General features: G+C 60.6%; 15 protein-coding genes. 3 read left to right on the top strand and 12 right to left on the bottom strand.

The annotated features are described in order from the left end of the window. Window position 1: 1 nt before the first annotated feature. The 10 genes from BW989_RS03475 to BW989_RS03520 all read right to left on the bottom strand — a co-directional run bounded on the left by BW989_RS03475 (window position 2) and on the right by BW989_RS03520 (window position 9,309). Window positions 2–1,279, bottom strand: coding sequence for an SAM-dependent methyltransferase (locus BW989_RS03475; protein ID WP_076585468.1), 1,278 nt, complete (start codon window positions 1,277–1,279; stop codon window positions 2–4). Further along, entirely contained in the window at window positions 1,276–2,064 is a 789-nt protein-coding gene (locus BW989_RS03480; protein WP_076585470.1) for a DUF1365 domain-containing protein, read from the bottom strand. The genes BW989_RS03475 and BW989_RS03480 overlap by 4 nt, the downstream gene beginning before the upstream one ends. Then, window positions 2,061–3,353: an NAD(P)/FAD-dependent oxidoreductase gene (locus BW989_RS03485; protein WP_076585472.1), complete on the bottom strand. Its 1,293-nt coding sequence runs from the start codon at window positions 3,351–3,353 to the stop codon at window positions 2,061–2,063. The genes BW989_RS03480 and BW989_RS03485 overlap by 4 nt, the downstream gene beginning before the upstream one ends. Next, window positions 3,353–4,312 (bottom strand): acyl-CoA desaturase, encoded by a 960-nt coding sequence (locus BW989_RS03490; protein WP_076585474.1) that lies wholly within the window; start codon window positions 4,310–4,312, stop codon window positions 3,353–3,355. The genes BW989_RS03485 and BW989_RS03490 overlap by 1 nt, the downstream gene beginning before the upstream one ends. Before the next feature lie 109 nt (window positions 4,313–4,421). Further along, the gene (locus BW989_RS03495; RefSeq protein WP_076585476.1) at window positions 4,422–5,183 is read right to left on the bottom strand and encodes an anti-sigma factor; all 762 of its coding nucleotides are present in this window, start codon (window positions 5,181–5,183) and stop codon (window positions 4,422–4,424) included. Further along, window positions 5,180–5,740 (bottom strand): sigma-70 family RNA polymerase sigma factor, encoded by a 561-nt coding sequence (locus BW989_RS03500; RefSeq protein ID WP_076586370.1) that lies wholly within the window; start codon window positions 5,738–5,740, stop codon window positions 5,180–5,182. The genes BW989_RS03495 and BW989_RS03500 overlap by 4 nt, the downstream gene beginning before the upstream one ends. A gap of 128 nt (window positions 5,741–5,868) precedes the next feature. Further along, window positions 5,869–6,630 (bottom strand): hypothetical protein, encoded by a 762-nt coding sequence (locus BW989_RS03505; RefSeq protein ID WP_129582804.1) that lies wholly within the window; start codon window positions 6,628–6,630, stop codon window positions 5,869–5,871. A gap of 130 nt (window positions 6,631–6,760) precedes the next feature. Further along, a complete protein-coding gene (hslU, locus tag BW989_RS03510) occupies window positions 6,761–8,134 on the bottom strand; it encodes an ATP-dependent protease ATPase subunit HslU (protein WP_076585478.1) in 1,374 nt (457 codons plus the stop codon). Window positions 8,135–8,245: 111 nt separating this feature from the next. Continuing rightward, on the bottom strand, window positions 8,246–8,797 hold the full coding sequence (gene hslV / locus BW989_RS03515; protein WP_076585480.1) for an ATP-dependent protease subunit HslV: 552 nt from the start codon (window positions 8,795–8,797) through the stop codon (window positions 8,246–8,248). Window positions 8,798–8,907: 110 nt separating this feature from the next. Then, on the bottom strand, window positions 8,908–9,309 hold the full coding sequence (locus BW989_RS03520) for a baeRF12 domain-containing protein (protein WP_076585482.1): 402 nt from the start codon (window positions 9,307–9,309) through the stop codon (window positions 8,908–8,910). Between the two features lie 135 nt (window positions 9,310–9,444). Here BW989_RS03520 and BW989_RS03525 point away from each other — a divergent pair, with 135 nt between their 5' ends. From BW989_RS03525 to BW989_RS03535, 3 genes are all read left to right on the top strand, one after another. Continuing rightward, entirely contained in the window at window positions 9,445–10,680 is a 1,236-nt protein-coding gene (locus BW989_RS03525; RefSeq protein ID WP_242651271.1) for a serine hydrolase domain-containing protein, read from the top strand. A gap of 80 nt (window positions 10,681–10,760) precedes the next feature. Continuing rightward, on the top strand, window positions 10,761–11,732 hold the full coding sequence (locus tag BW989_RS03530; protein ID WP_076585484.1) for a DNA cytosine methyltransferase: 972 nt from the start codon (window positions 10,761–10,763) through the stop codon (window positions 11,730–11,732). Window position 11,733: 1 nt separating this feature from the next. After that, complete coding sequence (locus tag BW989_RS03535; RefSeq protein WP_076585486.1) at window positions 11,734–12,615, top strand: NgoMIV family type II restriction endonuclease; 882 nt, start codon at window positions 11,734–11,736, stop codon at window positions 12,613–12,615. A gap of 118 nt (window positions 12,616–12,733) precedes the next feature. Here the strand turns inward: BW989_RS03535 and BW989_RS03540 are convergent, their stop codons facing one another. Then, the gene (locus BW989_RS03540) at window positions 12,734–13,702 is read right to left on the bottom strand and encodes a polysaccharide deacetylase family protein (RefSeq protein WP_076585488.1); all 969 of its coding nucleotides are present in this window, start codon (window positions 13,700–13,702) and stop codon (window positions 12,734–12,736) included. A gap of 5 nt (window positions 13,703–13,707) precedes the next feature. After that, on the bottom strand, window positions 13,708–16,398 hold the full coding sequence (aceE, locus tag BW989_RS03545; RefSeq protein WP_076585490.1) for a pyruvate dehydrogenase (acetyl-transferring), homodimeric type: 2,691 nt from the start codon (window positions 16,396–16,398) through the stop codon (window positions 13,708–13,710). Between the last annotated feature and the right edge of the window lie 7 nt (window positions 16,399–16,405).

Consider the following 16,405-nt stretch of genomic DNA (forward strand, 5'->3'; position numbering starts at 1 on the left):
GTCAGGCCTCGAGGCGATGCAGTCCGGGCAGGTAATCGGCATCGCGGCAATCGGGCTTGGCGAAGAGCAGGTGCGCGACGCCGATGGAGCGCTCGCGGAAGCCCCCTTCGCAATAGGCCAGATAGAACTCCCACATGCGGATCAGGCGTTCGTCATAGCCTTGCGCGCGCACCTCATCCAATCGCGACAAGAAACGCTCGCGCCAAGCTTGCAAGGTCTTGGCGTAGGAACTGCCGAAGTCTTCCAAGTGGACGAGGGCGAGATCAGTGCTTTTCGTCTTCTCCTCCAGCATGCTGCTGATCGAAGGGATGAAGCAGCCGGGAAACACATGCCGCTTGATGAAGTCGACGCTATTCAGCGCTTGTTGATAGCGATGGTCTTCGATGGTGATGGCTTGGATCAGCGCGCGTCCGTCCGGCTTCAGCAACTTGCCGATCTGGCCGAAATATTCGCGTTGTTGTGCATGCCCGATGGCCTCGATCATCTCGATCGACACCAGCTTGTCGTACTGCCCCCGCAAGTCTCGGTAATCGGATAGCAAGACGTCGACACGATCCTGCAAGCCCGCCTCGGCGATGCGCGCCTTCGCCAGTTCGTATTGCTCGCGCGAGATGGTGGTGGTGGTGACCCGGCAGCCGTATCGACCTGCCGCATGCAGGGCAAAGCCGCCCCACCCCGTGCCGATCTCGATCACGTGATCCGCGGGGCCCAACTGCAATTTTTCGGCAATCCGCGCGAGCTTGCGCTCGGAGGCCGCCTCCAGCGTATCTGCGTCGTGCGCCCACAACGCGGAGGAATACATCATGTCTTCGGAGAGGAACAGGCGGAAAAAATCGTTGCCCAAGTCGTAATGCGCTGCGATGTTGCGGCGCGCGCCCGCGCGCGTATTGGCGCGCAATGCATGCACGCCGCGCATGGCCATGCCGCCGAAGCGTGCCATGCCTGTCTCCATCCGGTCGAGCAAATCACGATTGCGGACCAGCAATCGAATCAGGCCCACCAAGTCATCGCATCGCCATGCGCCGTCCATATAGGACTCGCCCGCGCCCACGCTGCCGCGGGTCGCCACTGCGTGGTAGAAGCCTGCATCGTTGATGTGAAGGCGAATGATGGTGTCACTCCGCTCGTCTCCCGCTGTCACCTGCCCTAGCGGGTCATGGATTTCCAGACGTCCGCCCCGCAGCTGGCCAACCGACGCCAGCAGTCGCGTTCGCAAGAATCGATCCCACGCGCCGAAGCGCGCGCGGGTCGACGACAAGCTGTCGATGGAGGCATTCATGCGTTGTCCTCTTGCCGGGTGACGGCGTGTTGGGGGTGGTCATGCACAGGCACGCGCTTGAGCCAGAGCTTGAGTGCCTGCCAGTGGATGGCGCCCACGACCCGCATCGTCATCAACGGGTATCGCATCAACACACGCGCCAATGCGTCGCCATCGAGTGGCCGTCGTTGCAGCTGGAGATCCGCGTCGAACTCTACCCGAGCGGCGTCCAGCACCTTCATGTGTACATGCAAGTCATCCGCAGGCGGCGTGAACGACCAGTGGTAATCACGCGTCATCGCCATGAACGGCGAGACATGGAAGCGCTTGGCGAAATCCCAATGCAAGGCGCGCCCCCTGCGTTCTGCCTCCGCCACCGGCAGGACGTAGGCATGTCGCTCTTTCCATGGCGTGTTGGTGATCTCGGCCACCACATGCGTCAAGCGCTGCCCATCGGCAGCGTGGCAGTAGTAGAAGCTCACCGGATTGAAAACATGACCGCCATAACGCAAATGTGCGAGCAGGCGAATCGGCCCTTCGACCTCATCACCGCAGGCTTGCTTGACGCGCTGACGCACCGCATCGGCCAACGAAAGTTCTGCGGGCTCGATGAAATCACTGCGTCTGAATTCCGCCAGATTGCGACGGCCAGCCGACCAGAGCCATCGGCCCCGGAACACATCGTCGATTTCGTCCAAGTCCAAGTAGAGCTGCGCCATGCGATAGGTGAAAGCGTGCGCGCGCGGAACATGGCGACGATGTCGCACGCGTCCTTCGTACACGGCGCTCGCCAGTGCCTGACTCATGCCGCCACGCGCTCGCTTTCACTCGCAGCGGGATCGCCCGCCGGCCATGTGGTCGGCATCCCCATCGCTGCAACCATCTCCACCGCACTGCGAATGCCGTCCTCATGGAAACCCCATCCCCAATAGGCACCCGCGAACCAGGTGCGGCGCTTGCCTTGTATTTCAGCCCTGCGTGACTGGGCGGCGACGGATCCACGGCTGTAGACGGGATGGTCATAACGCATGCGACGCAATACTCGGGTCGGGTCGATGTCCTCGGTGCGGTTCAAGGTGACGATCAGAGGCTCCGGCGCCTCCAGCGATTGCAGCAGATTCATGCAATAGCTCACCGTACATTCGGCCCCGGGCTTGGCAGGCACATGCGCATTCCACGCCGCCCATGCCTTGCGGTCACGCGGCAACACGCGGGCATCCGTGTGCAGCACGACATCGTTGGCTTGGTAGGCGATGGCGCCCAGCACGCCCCGCTCACACGCGTCGGCATCCGCCAGCAAGCGCAAGGCCTGGTCGCTGTGACAGGCCATGACCACTTGGTCGAATCGCTCCTCGCCACCGTCAGTGGCCACGCGCACGCCCGCCTCATCGCGATGGATGCTGCGCACCGGCGTAGACAGGCGCAAGTCGACACGCCAGCGCGCTGTCAACGCATCCACGTAACTGCGTGATCCGCCTGTCACTACCCGCCACTCGGGCCGACCCGTCATCTGCAGCATGTGATGGTTGGCCATGAAACGAACCAAGTACTGCGCCGGGAAGCGCAGGATGCGGTCCGCAGGCGAGGACCACAATGCGCTGGCCATCGGCACCAGATGCAGGTCACGAAATGCTTCGCCGTAGCGATTTTCGTCCAGATACTGGCCCAGCGTCGGGCCCGAGCCGGTCTGCGACAGCAACGCGGGGGCCTCTTTGTAGAAACGACGCAGGTCGCGCAGCATCGACCAAAATCGTGGCGACCACAGGTTGCGTCGTTGGCAGAACAAGGTGTCGAGCGATGTCGCGTTGTATTCGATGCCGCTGGCCTCCTCCTGCGCGGAGAAGCTCATGGTGGTGGGTTGGGAAATGACACCCAATGCGTCGAAGAATCCAGTCAGCAGCGGATAGTGCGTCGGGTTATGGACGATGAAACCCGTATCCACCGCATAGTGCTGGCCATTCAATTCGATGTCATGGGTGTGCGTGTGTCCTCCCGGATAATCATTGGCCTCGAACAGCACGACGTCATGCTGCGCGGACAGCAGCCATGCACTGGCCAGGCCCGAGATGCCGGATCCGATGACGGCGATGCGCATCAGGCCACCTCCCTCGCCGTGACCCAAGCGGGATACGACTTCAAATCACCCACGACGCGCAGCATCGCCAGCAGCTTCAGGCCGTAGTAAGTGACATCCACCTCCCACCAACGCAGCCCCTGCCGCGCACTGCCCGGATAAAAGTGATGGTTGTTGTGCCAGCCTTCGCCCAGCGTAAGCAGGGCCAGCCACCAGTTGTTGCGGCTGTCATCGCGTGTATCGAAGCGACGACGCCCGAAGCGGTGCGCCAGCGAGTTGATCGTCACCGAGGCGTGGAAAAGCACCACGGTCGATACAAAGAAACCCCAGATCAACAGTTGCGGGCCATTGGTGTCCAAGTGAGGCGCACGCTGCTCCAGCACTGCGCCTACTGCGTACAAGGACACGGCCAGCAACACCGGGACGACGGTATCGAAACGATCCAACCAGCGAAGCTCGGGAAACTTCGCCAAGTCCGGGACGCGACTGAGGTCGGTGCGGAAGCCGCGCGGGGTCAAGAACCACAGCATGTGACTGCGCCAAAACCCATGCCGCGGTGAATGCAAATCCACCTCCAAGTCTGCATGTCGATGGTGATGGCGATGATGCGCCGCCCACCACAACGGTCCGCGTTGTACGGCGCTCGAACCGACCACCCCGAAGACGAACTGCGCTGCGCGCGACGCGCGGTACGCACGATGAGAAAAATAGCGATGGTAGAAGCCGGTGATCGCGAACATCCGCACCACGTAAAGCGCGAGTGCCACCCACAATGCGGTGGGTGACACGCCGACCCAGATCACCCCCAGGCAGGCCAGATGCATACCGGCAAAAGGCAAGGCACGCAGCCAATCGATGCGGTCCGGATCACGCGCATCATCTGTTGCGCTGGCCTCGGTATCGACCCAGCGCAGCACTGCCGCAGACCATCGTCGGCCGGCGGGGACTGTCGTGTCATCGTGCTGGTCTGGTGCAGGCATCGCGATCCCGGGAATTGGTGTCCAGAGGATCTACGCAGAAATCCGTCCGCTGGATGCAGTCGAGGTTGGCAGGAACTGAGTTTGTATTGGCGGGATGCCGCGGACTTGATCAGATCCGCGCCACCACGCCCTTGGCCACGATGGGACCGGTCGGCGCCGCATGCGGGATGCTGGCCATCGGCTCCACCGTGATCGCCAGGATGGTGCCTGCGGCGATCTCCGCCTGCAGCGCATCCGGGATGTCGATGCTGTGACGTTGGTCGCCGGACACGACGCCCAGCGAACGTGGCGCCTGGCCTTCCGGAATCAGCCACAACTCATGGGCCTCGCCTTGCGGCAAGGCATCGCCAGGCACGGGCATCATCACCACGGTCTTGCGATCACCACTGAAGCTGGCCACCCAGCCCGTGCGGCCGCCATCGTCGGCAAGCACGGTGACGGGGCGCGGCACGTCGCTCGGCGCAGGCGTGGTGACGACGACGGGCGGGGGCGGCGCGAGGGGCTCGGGACGACGCAAGCCGAATGCAATCGCCGCCACGGACGCGGCCAATGCCAAGCCGGTGGCGCCTCGCCAGAAACCGACGCTGTTCCAGAGACCGGGCGTTGCATCAACGGACTCGACCGCCGACCAACCCAATTGCCGACGGATGCCGGGCCACAGGTGCGGCGAGGGTTGCACAGGCGTTGGCATCATCAACCAACGCTCGAAATGCGTTTGCCATTGCATGACCAAGGCGGCGAATCCGGGCTCACGTTCGATACGGGATTCCACCGCACGTCGGCTGCCAGCATCCAGCACACCCAACACGTATTCACCGGCAAGGATGTCGTCGGCGGGCGGCAGCTCGGTGGGCGGCAAGATCGTGCTCATCGTTCCAGGCACGCCTTGAGCTGCTGCAGGCCACGACGAATCCAGCTCTTCACCGTGCCAAGGGGTGAATCATGCCGATGCGCCAGTTCCTCGTACGTCACGCCTTCGAAGAAAGCGGTGCGAATAAGCTGCTGGCGGTTGTCATCCAGCTCGCCGAAACAGTGGTCGAGGCGACTACGATCCTGCGCCTGCGCCGCGTGGCCGACCGGGCCCATGCCTTCATCGGCCAAGCCGGGGGTGTCGTCGATGTCGACCCAGGTGGCCTGTGGCCGCGCACGCAAGCGATCGATGGATCGGTTGCGCGCGATCGAGCCCAGCCACGTCATCCCGCGCGCACGCGCGGCATCGAACTGATTGGCTTTGGCCCACACCGTCACGAACACTTCTTGCAGCACGTCCTCGGCTTCCTCGCGATCACGCAGCAGCTTCATGCAGATGCCGAGCAAGGTCGACGAGGTATCGCGATACAAACGCTCCAGAGCATCACGCTGTCCCGCAGCGACATCTTGCAGGAGCGCGGCAATGGGATCGGCGGTGCTGGTCGTGGCATTGCTCATGCGTGCTTTCACCGCAGGTCCGCGGCCCCTGGTCAGTCGATGGTGTCTGGCTAGGCTGGCTTTATGCCACAAGGGCGCGTGAAGGCGCCGCCCACGCCCCCACTTTGCCGGTGCCGGCGTGGCGATCGTCATGCCGCGCAACGCCCCACCAACGGCGCCGCGAGGGCACGCGTCAGCTCATCGGCATGCACGCCCGCCTGCAAGGCCTGCCTTGGGAAGTGGATCTGTACAGCGCGATGACGACCTACGCCGTCGCGGATAGTGCCAACTCCCGAGAACCGTGACATCCATTGGTCGCCGATGCTGTAGACCAAGCGAATCGGCGGCACCGCGAAGCCATACCAGGCGGAAGGTCGCATCTGCAGCCGCAACACATCGCCGTCACGCTGCCCCTGCAAACTCAAGCCCAAGGTCCGCAAATGACTGGGGATGAGGAAATCCGCCTTGATCGCCTTGCCCGCGATCAAAGGGGTCCAATGCCGCCGCACCATGGCATCGAACCCGGCATCGAAAACCTTGCTACCGCCTGCCTGCACTGGCTTTCGCTTGATCGGCTTGCCACTACCCTCGCGCCAATAAACTTGGCGTTGCGCGCCTGCGCCTTTCACGCCTTCTTCGTAACCATCGCGGCCGTCGACGAAGGCAAAATTCGGCGTGGCACCGTCCCCTGCCACGGTCTTGCGTGCAAACGGTTTGCCATCAGGGCAGCGATACAAGACCAAGCGCCGCGCCGCGCCTGCTTGCTGGTAGAGGTAGTGCACCTCGTGATAGAGCACGCGGCCCTGTGCATCGGTGGCATCCCCCTGGTATTGCTGCACGCTGGCGACAGCCATGGCGGGGCACACGAGTGCCGCTGTCACCCAGCCGCCCGCGAGGATGGCCATTCGCATGTCGTTCTCCCTGAGGTCTTGCCGTTACCTACGGCGGCAAGACCCAAAGGGATGCACCCTGATGGCCGGTCACGACCCTGGCGGAAGATGACCGGGAATTCGGTTCAGTTATTTGCGTTGGTGCAGCAAGTCAGAGGATGTAACGGCTCATGTCCGGGTCTTGCACCAGATCGCCCAGCTTGGCATCGACATAGGCGCGATCGATGACGACTTCCCCGCCCTTGTCGGGCGCGTCAAAACTCAGCGAATCCAACAAGCGCTCCAGCACGGTGTGCAGGCGACGCGCGCCGATGTTTTCCTGCCGCTCGTTGACCGTCGCGGAAATCTCGGCCAGACGCTCGACGGCATCTTCTGCGAAGCGCAAACGCAGACCTTCGGTCGACATCAACTCGACATATTGCTTGGTAAGCGCGGCCTTGGGTTCGGTCAGGATGCGCACGAAGTCGTTTTTCGTGAGTGCATTCAATTCAACACGGATCGGGAAGCGACCCTGCATCTCCGGAATCAGGTCCGAAGGCTTGGCCAAATGGAACGCGCCCGATGCGATGAACAGGATGTGGTCGGTCTTTACCGGGCCGTATTTGGTACTGACGGTCGAGCCTTCCACCAACGGCAACAAGTCACGCTGCACGCCTTCGCGGCTGACATCCGCACCCATGCCTTCGCTGCGCTTGGCGACCTTGTCGATCTCGTCGATGAAGACGATGCCGTGCTGCTCGCACGCTTCGATGGCGGCTTCACGCACTTCGTCCTCATTGACCAGCTTGCCGGCTTCCTCTTCGATAAGCAGGGCCCGCGCCGCCTTCACGGTGAGCTTCTTGCTCTGCGTCTTGCCGCCCTGGAGCTGGGAGAACATCGAACGCAGCTGCTGGCCCATTTCCTCCATGCCGGGCGGCGCCATGATGTCCACGCCGATGTTCACCGAAGTCTCGATTTCGATTTCGCGCTCATCCAACGCGCCGGTGCGCAACTGCTGGCGAAATTTTCGTCGCGTGTCGTTCTCGACGGCGGAAGGCTCGTCCTTGGCCGCTTCGTCCACGTTGAAACCGAAACTGGTGGCTGTTTGTCGCTGCGGCAACAGCGCATCCAGGATGCGGTCCTCTGCGCGCTCCTCTGCCTGCGTGCGCACACGCTGTTTGGCTTGTTCGCGGTAGAGCTTGACTGCGGTATCGGCAAGATCCCGGATGATCTGCTCGACATCCTTGCCCACGTAGCCGACCTCTGTGAAGCGCGTGGCCTCCACTTTCACGAATGGCGCGTTGGCCAGGGTCGCCAGGCGGCGGGCGATCTCGGTCTTGCCGACGCCGGTCGGCCCGATCATCAGGATGTTCTTAGGCATCACCTCACGGCGCATCTCGTCTTCCAACTGCATGCGGCGCCAGCGATTACGCAACGCGATGGCCACCGCGCGCTTGGCGTCGTTCTGGCCGATGATGTGGCGGTCAAGTTCCGCGACGATCTCTCGCGGCGTCATCGAGGCGGAGCTGTTATCGATCTTTTGCATGGGATTTGGCTTTCCATTGTTTATCGCGAGAGGTGCGGGCCGTCCGATCCACAAAACACGTATCGGGGAGCGGCTGGATCGGATTGCCCGTGCCGCCCACCGAGCCTGTGATCAGAGCTCTTCAACCACGATGTTGCGGTTGGTATAGATGCACACATCACCCGCGATGTTGAGCGATTCCACGGCGATATCGCGTGCAGGGAGTTCCGTGTGCTTGAGCAAGCCGCGCGCAGCAGACAGCGCATACATGCCGCCTGAGCCGATCGCGATCAAACCATCCTCCGGCTCGATCACGTCACCCGTGCCACTGATGATGAGCGAGGTGTCCTTGTCGGCAACCGCGAGCAGTGCCTCTAATTTGCCGAATCGACGCTCGGTGCGCCAATCCTTCGCCATTTCCACCGCAGCGCGAGTCAGCTGGCCGTGCTTCTGCAGCTTGGCTTCGAAGAGTTCAAACAAAGTGAATGCATCGGCAGCGGCGCCAGCAAAACCGGCCAACACCTGTCCGTCTTCACCCAATCGCCGCACCTTGCGCGCGTTCGATTTCATCACCGTGTGGCCAAGAGTGACCTGACCGTCGCCGGCAATCACCACACGGTCACCGCGGCGAACCGAAACGATGGTAGTGGCATGGAATACGTTGGGATTTTGGCTGGGATCCATAAGGCCTCCGGGTTGAACTTCGGAGATGGGGCCCTGCGCCGCCCCCTTCAAGAGCGACGCATTACCGATGGATTCAGCAATGACGCGAGCGCCTGCCCAGAAGCGTCAAGTCAGCCAATACGCAATTCGAACAGCGCCTTCTCGACTTGCTCCAGCGGCGTGTTGGTCCAGTCCTTGGCGACTTCGGCCAACATGCGCTGCTTGGTTTCGTGGTGAAGCTGCGGGCGCATCTCGCCCAAGGTAGTCGGATCAGCCACCAGGACGATGTGATCGAAGCGATGGCGCTTGGCTGCCTGGTTGATGCGCTCGGCCAACACCTTCGCAAATACAGCTTCGCCGACATCGTTCTCTTGCGGTTGCGAGCCCGATGGTCCGTTGCCCTGCGCGATTTCCGCATCCAGCGCCTGATCCTGCTGGAGCTTCAAACCACGCGTGTCGCCGTAGTTGCGGAATACCCGCGCCTGCCTTCCATCTGCCACCACCACCATCGTGCCACTGGGGATCATCGACATATCAAAACCACTCTTTAATCATGAACCCTGCAATTTACGCCAGCTGGCGTTACTCCCATGTGCATAGGTCCACGCTTCACCGACAAGCTGTAGTGGAATACTCTGTGTGTGTTCGTTGGCCGCGGGATTGAAGCGATGCGCATTCTGTGCACTGTGTTGATGTTGTCTCTGATGGCCTGCGCCACTGCGCCGCATTCACCTCCGCCCGTCGCATCGACTACAACCTTTGCCGAACCCGTAGCCCGCACACGTATCGCCTTCGACCGCAACGGATTCACCGATGTGCGCGCGGAAGGCCTGGCCGATGTCAAGGCGGGCCGTACACTGACCATCGATGACCCGGTTCGCATCGCTTCCATCTCCAAACTTGTGGTGGCGATCGGCGTGATGCGCTTGGTCGAACAAGGCAAGCTGGATCTCGATGCCGATGTGTCCAATACGCTCGGCTGGTCATTGCGCAACCCGGCATTCCCCGATGCGCCCATCACCTTGCGGATGCTGCTCTCGCATACCTCGAGCCTTACCGATCTTGCCGGATACTGGAATGTCCCGGTGGGCGGCGATATTCGCGACATCACCAACAAGGCTTATGCTTGGGATGCCGCGCGTCCACCCGGTCAATACTTCCGCTACACCAATCTCAACTTCCCACTGGTCGCGCAGCTGATGGAACGCGCTACCGATGAGCGTTTCGACCACTTGATGCGACGCCTGGTGTTGGAGCCGATGAAACTCGATGCCTGCTTCAACTGGTCGGGCTGCAGCGATGCAGCGATCAATCGCGCCGTCGTGCTGTACGACGCCAAGGGTCAAGCACAAAAAGACGACTTGAAGGGCGCACGCCCGGACTGCCCGGCAATTGCCGCCAGCGACGGCAGCTGTGACTTGTCCACGTGGCGTGCAGGCCAAAACGGCGCACTGTTTTCGCCACAAGGTGGTCTACGCATTTCGGTGCGAGACCTCGCAACGGTCGGACGACTGTTGCTGAACGATGGCGCATTGGATGGCGTTCGCATCCTTTCCCCCGCCTCGATGCGGGTGCTCACCACACCTGTGTGGCGCTTCGACGGTAGCAACGGCGCCATCGGCGAAGAAGACGAACCCAGCCGGGGCGGGTTCTTCTGCAGCTATGGCCTGGCGATGCAGCATCTCGCCCAAGGCGATGGGAAACGCTGCCGCGATGATCTGTTTGGCGATGGTCGCCCACGCATGGGGCATAGCGGCAATGCCTACGGCCTGCTCTCAGGGCTGTGGATCGACAAGCAAGCCGGCACGGGCGTCGCCTACTTCGCCACCGGCGTACCGAATGATTCAAGCGGCACGCATTCCGCGTTTAGCCGAGTGGAAGAAGTCGGGGCGGCGGGTTGGTGAGCTAACCATTACAATGACATGAGTCGCAGTTCGCGCGACTCAATACTAGTACCTTTAGCTTTTACAACTGAGTGGTTGACATGAAGAAGTCCAGCCTGACATCAATTGAAATATGCGCAGGCGCGGGCGGCCAGGCATTGGGAATAGAACAGGCTGGATTCGAGCACCTTTGCTTAGTTGAGCTTGAACATGCCGCGTGCAACACTCTTCGTCTAAATCGGCCGACGTGGCATGTTTTTGAAGGTGACCTTCGCGATTTTGATGCATCGGACTATCGCGACCAAGTGGACTTGGTCGCAGGGGGAGTTCCGTGCCCACCTTTCTCGAAAGCAGGAAAGCAGCTGGGCGAGAACGATGAGCGCGACCTATTTCCTGAAGCCATTAGAATTGTTAAAGAGGTTCGTCCAAAAGCTGTCATGCTCGAAAACGTTCGAGGATTGCTGGACGCTGTTTTTGAGGATTATCGATACAAGGTTGAAAAGCAACTGGAAGATTTTGGCTACGTAGCCAGCTGGCGCCTACTGAATGCCAGCGACTATGGTGTGCCACAACTACGCCCAAGAGTCGTTTTTGTGGGGTTGCGCAAAGATATTGCTCCATATTTCAGCTGGCCAACTCCCAGCGACCTCCCTCCAATCACCGTCGGTGAATCTCTCTTCGATCTAATGAGCGAATCCAAATGGCGCGGGGCGAAGAAGTGGGCCCATAACGCCAGTAGCGTGGCACCTACACTGGTCGGGGGATCAAAAAAGCATGGCGGCCCAGATTTGGGACCAACACGCGCGCGTGCCGCTTGGGCTTCATTAGGAGTTGATGGGCGCGGATTAGCAGATGCACCTCCAGAAAGGAATTTCGTTGGAATGCCTCGATTGACCACCAGAATGGCCGCGCGCATTCAAGGGTTCCCTGACGACTGGAAATTTTTTGGCCGAAAGACAGCAACTTATCGTCAAATTGGAAATGCTTTCCCTCCCCCTGTAGCACACGCTGTGGCTCAAGCAATTTATGAGGCCATCGTGACTGCAGCCAAACAGCACAAGAAGGTCGCCTAAAGTGTCTCAGTTATCGCTAATTGCGAGAGCCAGAAAGGACTTCCACAAGCGGCTCCTTGCCAGCATCCTACAAATCGATGACTCGGGAGTTCCTGGCAATGCAGACAGAAGCAGCGCATCAAGCTGCAACATTGCGTCGGGAATTGCTCAAAAACTTCTTGCAGAGAATGGCGTAAGAACTGTCGCACAAACTTCGGGCAACAAATTCGAAGAAGTCGTTGCACTATTTATCTCAAACACATTCCCTAATCTTTCGAATCTTAGGCCTGGGACTTGGGATGTCCGCCAGATCAAAAGTAGGGGTGGCTCTGAAATTTCGAAATACTCCCAGTATGAACACCTTGCTGCATTGACCGAGGCAGCGAAGGGGAACCTGGAGTTATCTGCCGCTCTTGGGAACGATTACACGATCACTCCTGATGTCGTAATAACACGACAACCGGAAACTGATGCGGTGATTAACAGCATCGGTCACATCGTTGACTCTGAAGTCGCTTTGAGATCGGATTTAAGAGACAGGAGCCTGGGCCGACCGCCTCTATTGCATGCCAGCATCAGCACCAAATGGACTCTGCGGAGTGACCGCGCACAGAACGCGCGGTCTGAAGCACTTAACCTTATACGCAACAGAAAAGGGCGCCAGCCTCACATAGTAGTTGTCACGGGTGAGCCTACACCGAGTCGATTAGCATCTCTAGCGCTAGGGACTGGTGATATAGATTGCGTATACCATTTCGCTCTCCACGAGCTGATTGAAACAGTGTCAGAGCTTTCCGACTCCCCAGGCACAAAAATTTCTGACTCCGACGACCTTCTCCGAATTATGGTCGAGGGGAAGCGACTGAAAGACATCTCTGACCTCCCCCTAGACTTGGCCGTATAGGATGGTTGCTTTCAGCGTGTCCTGCTTCTTCCTTTAACTACAGCATGAGCACATTTAAAACTCCTTGTCTGGCTTAGCGCGCAATGAAGACTGTTGCTAATCGATAGCAGGCGTTGACCTACTCCGATTCCACCTGCGCCATCTCCAGCACCCACTGCGGCACGACCGGCTCGCCCTTGTAGAAATCTTTCGGCTTCTTTTCCGCCATCGCCCAGCGATGCAGCCAACTGGGACCCCACTTGCCGGTGTAGCCATCAGGGCGTTGGTAAGCCGGGTCACGCATGGCTTCCTCCAGCGTGATCATCGTGTAGCCACACCGCCGCGCAGCGGCGATCAACTCCGCGAACGTATCGGCATTGAGCTCATTCGTGTGCATCAACCAGACCTGCGGCAATTTGTAGCCGAGTAATGCAACCGATTGCGCTTCGTAATAATCCAGCTTGTTGAGCATGTAGGGCACGTAACCCAAGCGCAGCCGCTCCAATGCTGCGTCGCGGTCTTTGACTTGCGTCTCGCCATTCAACACCCGTCGATACGCGATTGCCCAGACCCACTCACTGTTATCCACGGTGACAGGCGCAACGCGATATCCATGCTGGGCCAGGAATTCGTCCATCGCCTGCTTGTCCGCAGGCGTAGTGCCGTTGCGTAGAAACGGGTGGCGAAACCATCTTGGCGACTTGCCGTGCTTGGCCATCAAGGGGCGCAGCTGTCGCTCGCCATCCAAAATGGATTGCTGGAAGGCAGGCACACCGATGTCATGCAGGCTTTTGTGCGCATAGGTGTGATTGCCCAGATCAAATCCCGCTTCCAGCCAGTCGTCCAGCATGGCCAAACGCGCAGGGTCGACTTGGCCATCGATCTGCAGCTTCTCTTCGTTGACGAATCCTGTGATGGGTGCGTTCGCAAGCCTGAGCTGGGCCATCAACTTCGTGTGCCACTCGGCCCAATCAGCAGCGGGCGCCGAACTCATCGCCTGCATCGGCAGGTCATCGATGGTGATGGCGATACGACGATCATTCTGAACGTGCTGCGCCCACCCCGGCATGGCCAGCAGCAGGCACAGCACCCACATCAGCCAACGCATGCGTGTCAGACCGTGATCGGGTTTGGCTTGGCTCCGTCAATGCCCCACGCCTTGATCGCACGCGCCACATCCTTGTCGGTCAGCTTGCCCTCTTCGGCCAGCGCAGACACTGCAGCCTGCGCGATGTGGAAGCGATCGACCTCGAAGTGGCGACGCAAGTTGGCGCGCGTGTCGCTACGGCCGAAGCCATCCGTCCCCAACACCACGTAGCGCATCGGCACGAACTCGCGGATCTGGTTGGCGAAGGTGCGCACGTAATCGGTCGCGGCAATCGCCGGACCGGCGCGACCCGCCAGCAACTCGGTCACGTAGGGCACGCGCTTCTGCTTGGCCTGCGGGTTGAGACGGTTGAATCGCGTCGCATCTTCGCCATCGCGCGCGAGCTCGGTGAAGCTCGGGCAACTCCAGATATCCGACTTGATGCCGAATTCGGCATCCAGCAACTCCGCCGCCGCGATGGCCTCGCGCAAAATCACACCGCTGCCCATCAACTGCACGCGCAGCTCGCCCTTCTTCGCCTTGCCCGCATCCTTGAGCAAGTACATGCCCTTGATGATGCCGTCGGCGCTGCCTTCGGGCATGTCGGGGTGGGTGTAGTTTTCGTTCATCAGCGTGAGGTACCAGTACTCATCGCGCTGTTCGGTCAACATGCGCTGCATGCCGTGCTGTAGGAGCGTGACCACCTCAAAATGGAAGGTCGGGTCATAGCTGCGGCAATTGGGAATGAAGCTGGACTGGATGTGGCTCTGGCCGTCCTCATGCTGCAGGCCTTCGCCATTGAGCGTGGTACGGCCTGCGGTGGCGCCCAGCAGGAAGCCGCGCGCACGCATGTCCGCGGCCTGCCAGGCGGAGTCGCCGATGCGCTGGAAGCCGAACATCGAGTAGTAGATGTAGAACGGCAGCATCTGCACATCATTGGTGCTGTAGCTGGTGGCCGCCGCCATCCACGAGGCGAATGCGCCGGCTTCGGTGATGCCTTCTTCCAGCACTTGGCCGGCCGCGTCCTCGCGATAGAACATCAGTTGGTCGGCATCGACCGGCTTGTACTTCTGCCCGCGCGGCGCATAGATGCCCAGCTGACGGAACAAGCCTTCCATGCCGAAGGTGCGCGCCTCGTCAGCGACGATCGGCACGCAACGCGGGCCCACTTGCTTGTCGCGGAGCACGATGGAGAGCGCCTGCACGAAGGCCATGGTCGTGCTGATCTCGCGCTCGCCACTGGATTTGGTCAGGCGCTCGAACGCATCACGCTGCGGCACTTCAAGCGAGGTGCTGGCCTTCTGGCGACGTTGCGGCAGGAAGCCGCCCAGCGCGTTGCGACGCTCCAGCATGTACTGCACTTCCGGCGAGTCCTTCCCCGGGTGCAGGAAGGGAATCGCGCCGTCCTTGAAGGCTTCGTCCGGGATGTCCAGCTTGAAGCGATCACGGAAGGTGCGCACCGAATCGTCATCCAGCTTCTTGGTCTGGTGGGTCGGGTTGAGCGCTTCGCCCGCCGTGCCCATGCCATAGCCCTTGACCGTCTTGGCCAGGATCACGGTCGGCATGCCTTCGGTTTTCATCGCGGCGTCATAGGCGGCGTGGACCTTGTGCGGATCGTGGCCACCGCGATTCAAACGCCAGATATCCTCGTCCGACATGTTCGCGACCAGCGCTGCCGTCTCTGGATACTTGCCGAAGAAATGTTCGCGCGTGTACGCACCGCCGAAGGCCTTGCAGTTCTGGTATTCGCCGTCGACGGTTTCCATCATCAACTTCTTCAGCATGCCGTCGCGGTCTTGCGCGAGGAGCGGATCCCAGTAGCTGCCCCAGACGAGTTTCAGCACGTTCCAGCCAGCGCCGCGGAAGTTGCCTTCCAGCTCCTGGATGATCTTGCCGTTGCCGCGCACCGGGCCGTCAAGACGCTGCAGGTTGCAGTTGATGACGAAGACGAGGTTGTCCAGACCTTCGCGACCGGCAACCGAAATCGCACCCAGGCTTTCCGGCTCGTCCGTCTCGCCATCACCCAGGAAGCACCACACCTTGCGGTCGGACTTCGGCATCAGGCCGCGCGCTTCCATGTACTTCCAATGACGCGCCTGATAGATAGCGGCAAGCGGGCCGAGGCCCATCGACACGGTCGGCGTCTGCCAGAAATCCGGCATCAACCACGGGTGCGGATAGGAGCTGATGCCCTTGCCATCGACTTCCATGCGGAAGTGATCAAGCTGCGATTCGTTTATGCGGCCTTCGAGGAAGGCGCGCGCATAGATACCCGGCGAGCTGTGTCCCTGGATGTAGAGCAGGTCACCCGGGTGATTTTCCGACGGTGCACGCCAGAAATGGTTGAAGCCAACGTCATACAACGTGGCCGAGCTCGCGAAGCTGGCGATATGACCGCCCAGATCGCCCGGCTTGCGGTTGGCACGGACCACCATGGCCATCGCGTTCCAGCGGATCATCGAGCGAATGCGCCACTCCATTTGCGCATCGCCCGGGAACTTGGGTTCCAGGCGCGTAGGAATGGTGTTGATGTAGTCGGTGGTCGGCGCAAACGGCAGATGCGCGCCAGCGCGGCGAGTCAGCTCCACCATGCCTTCCAAGAGCTGATGTGCGCGCTCAGGGCCTTGCACATCGATCACCGACTTGATCGACTCCACCCATTCGCGGGTTTCGGTCGGATCAGGATCGTTCTGGAGCATTTCGTTGAGCCAGTTCATGGGCACC

The sequence above is a fragment of the Solilutibacter tolerans genome, assembly GCF_900155935.1.
GTDB lineage: Bacteria > Pseudomonadota > Gammaproteobacteria > Xanthomonadales > Xanthomonadaceae > Solilutibacter > Solilutibacter tolerans.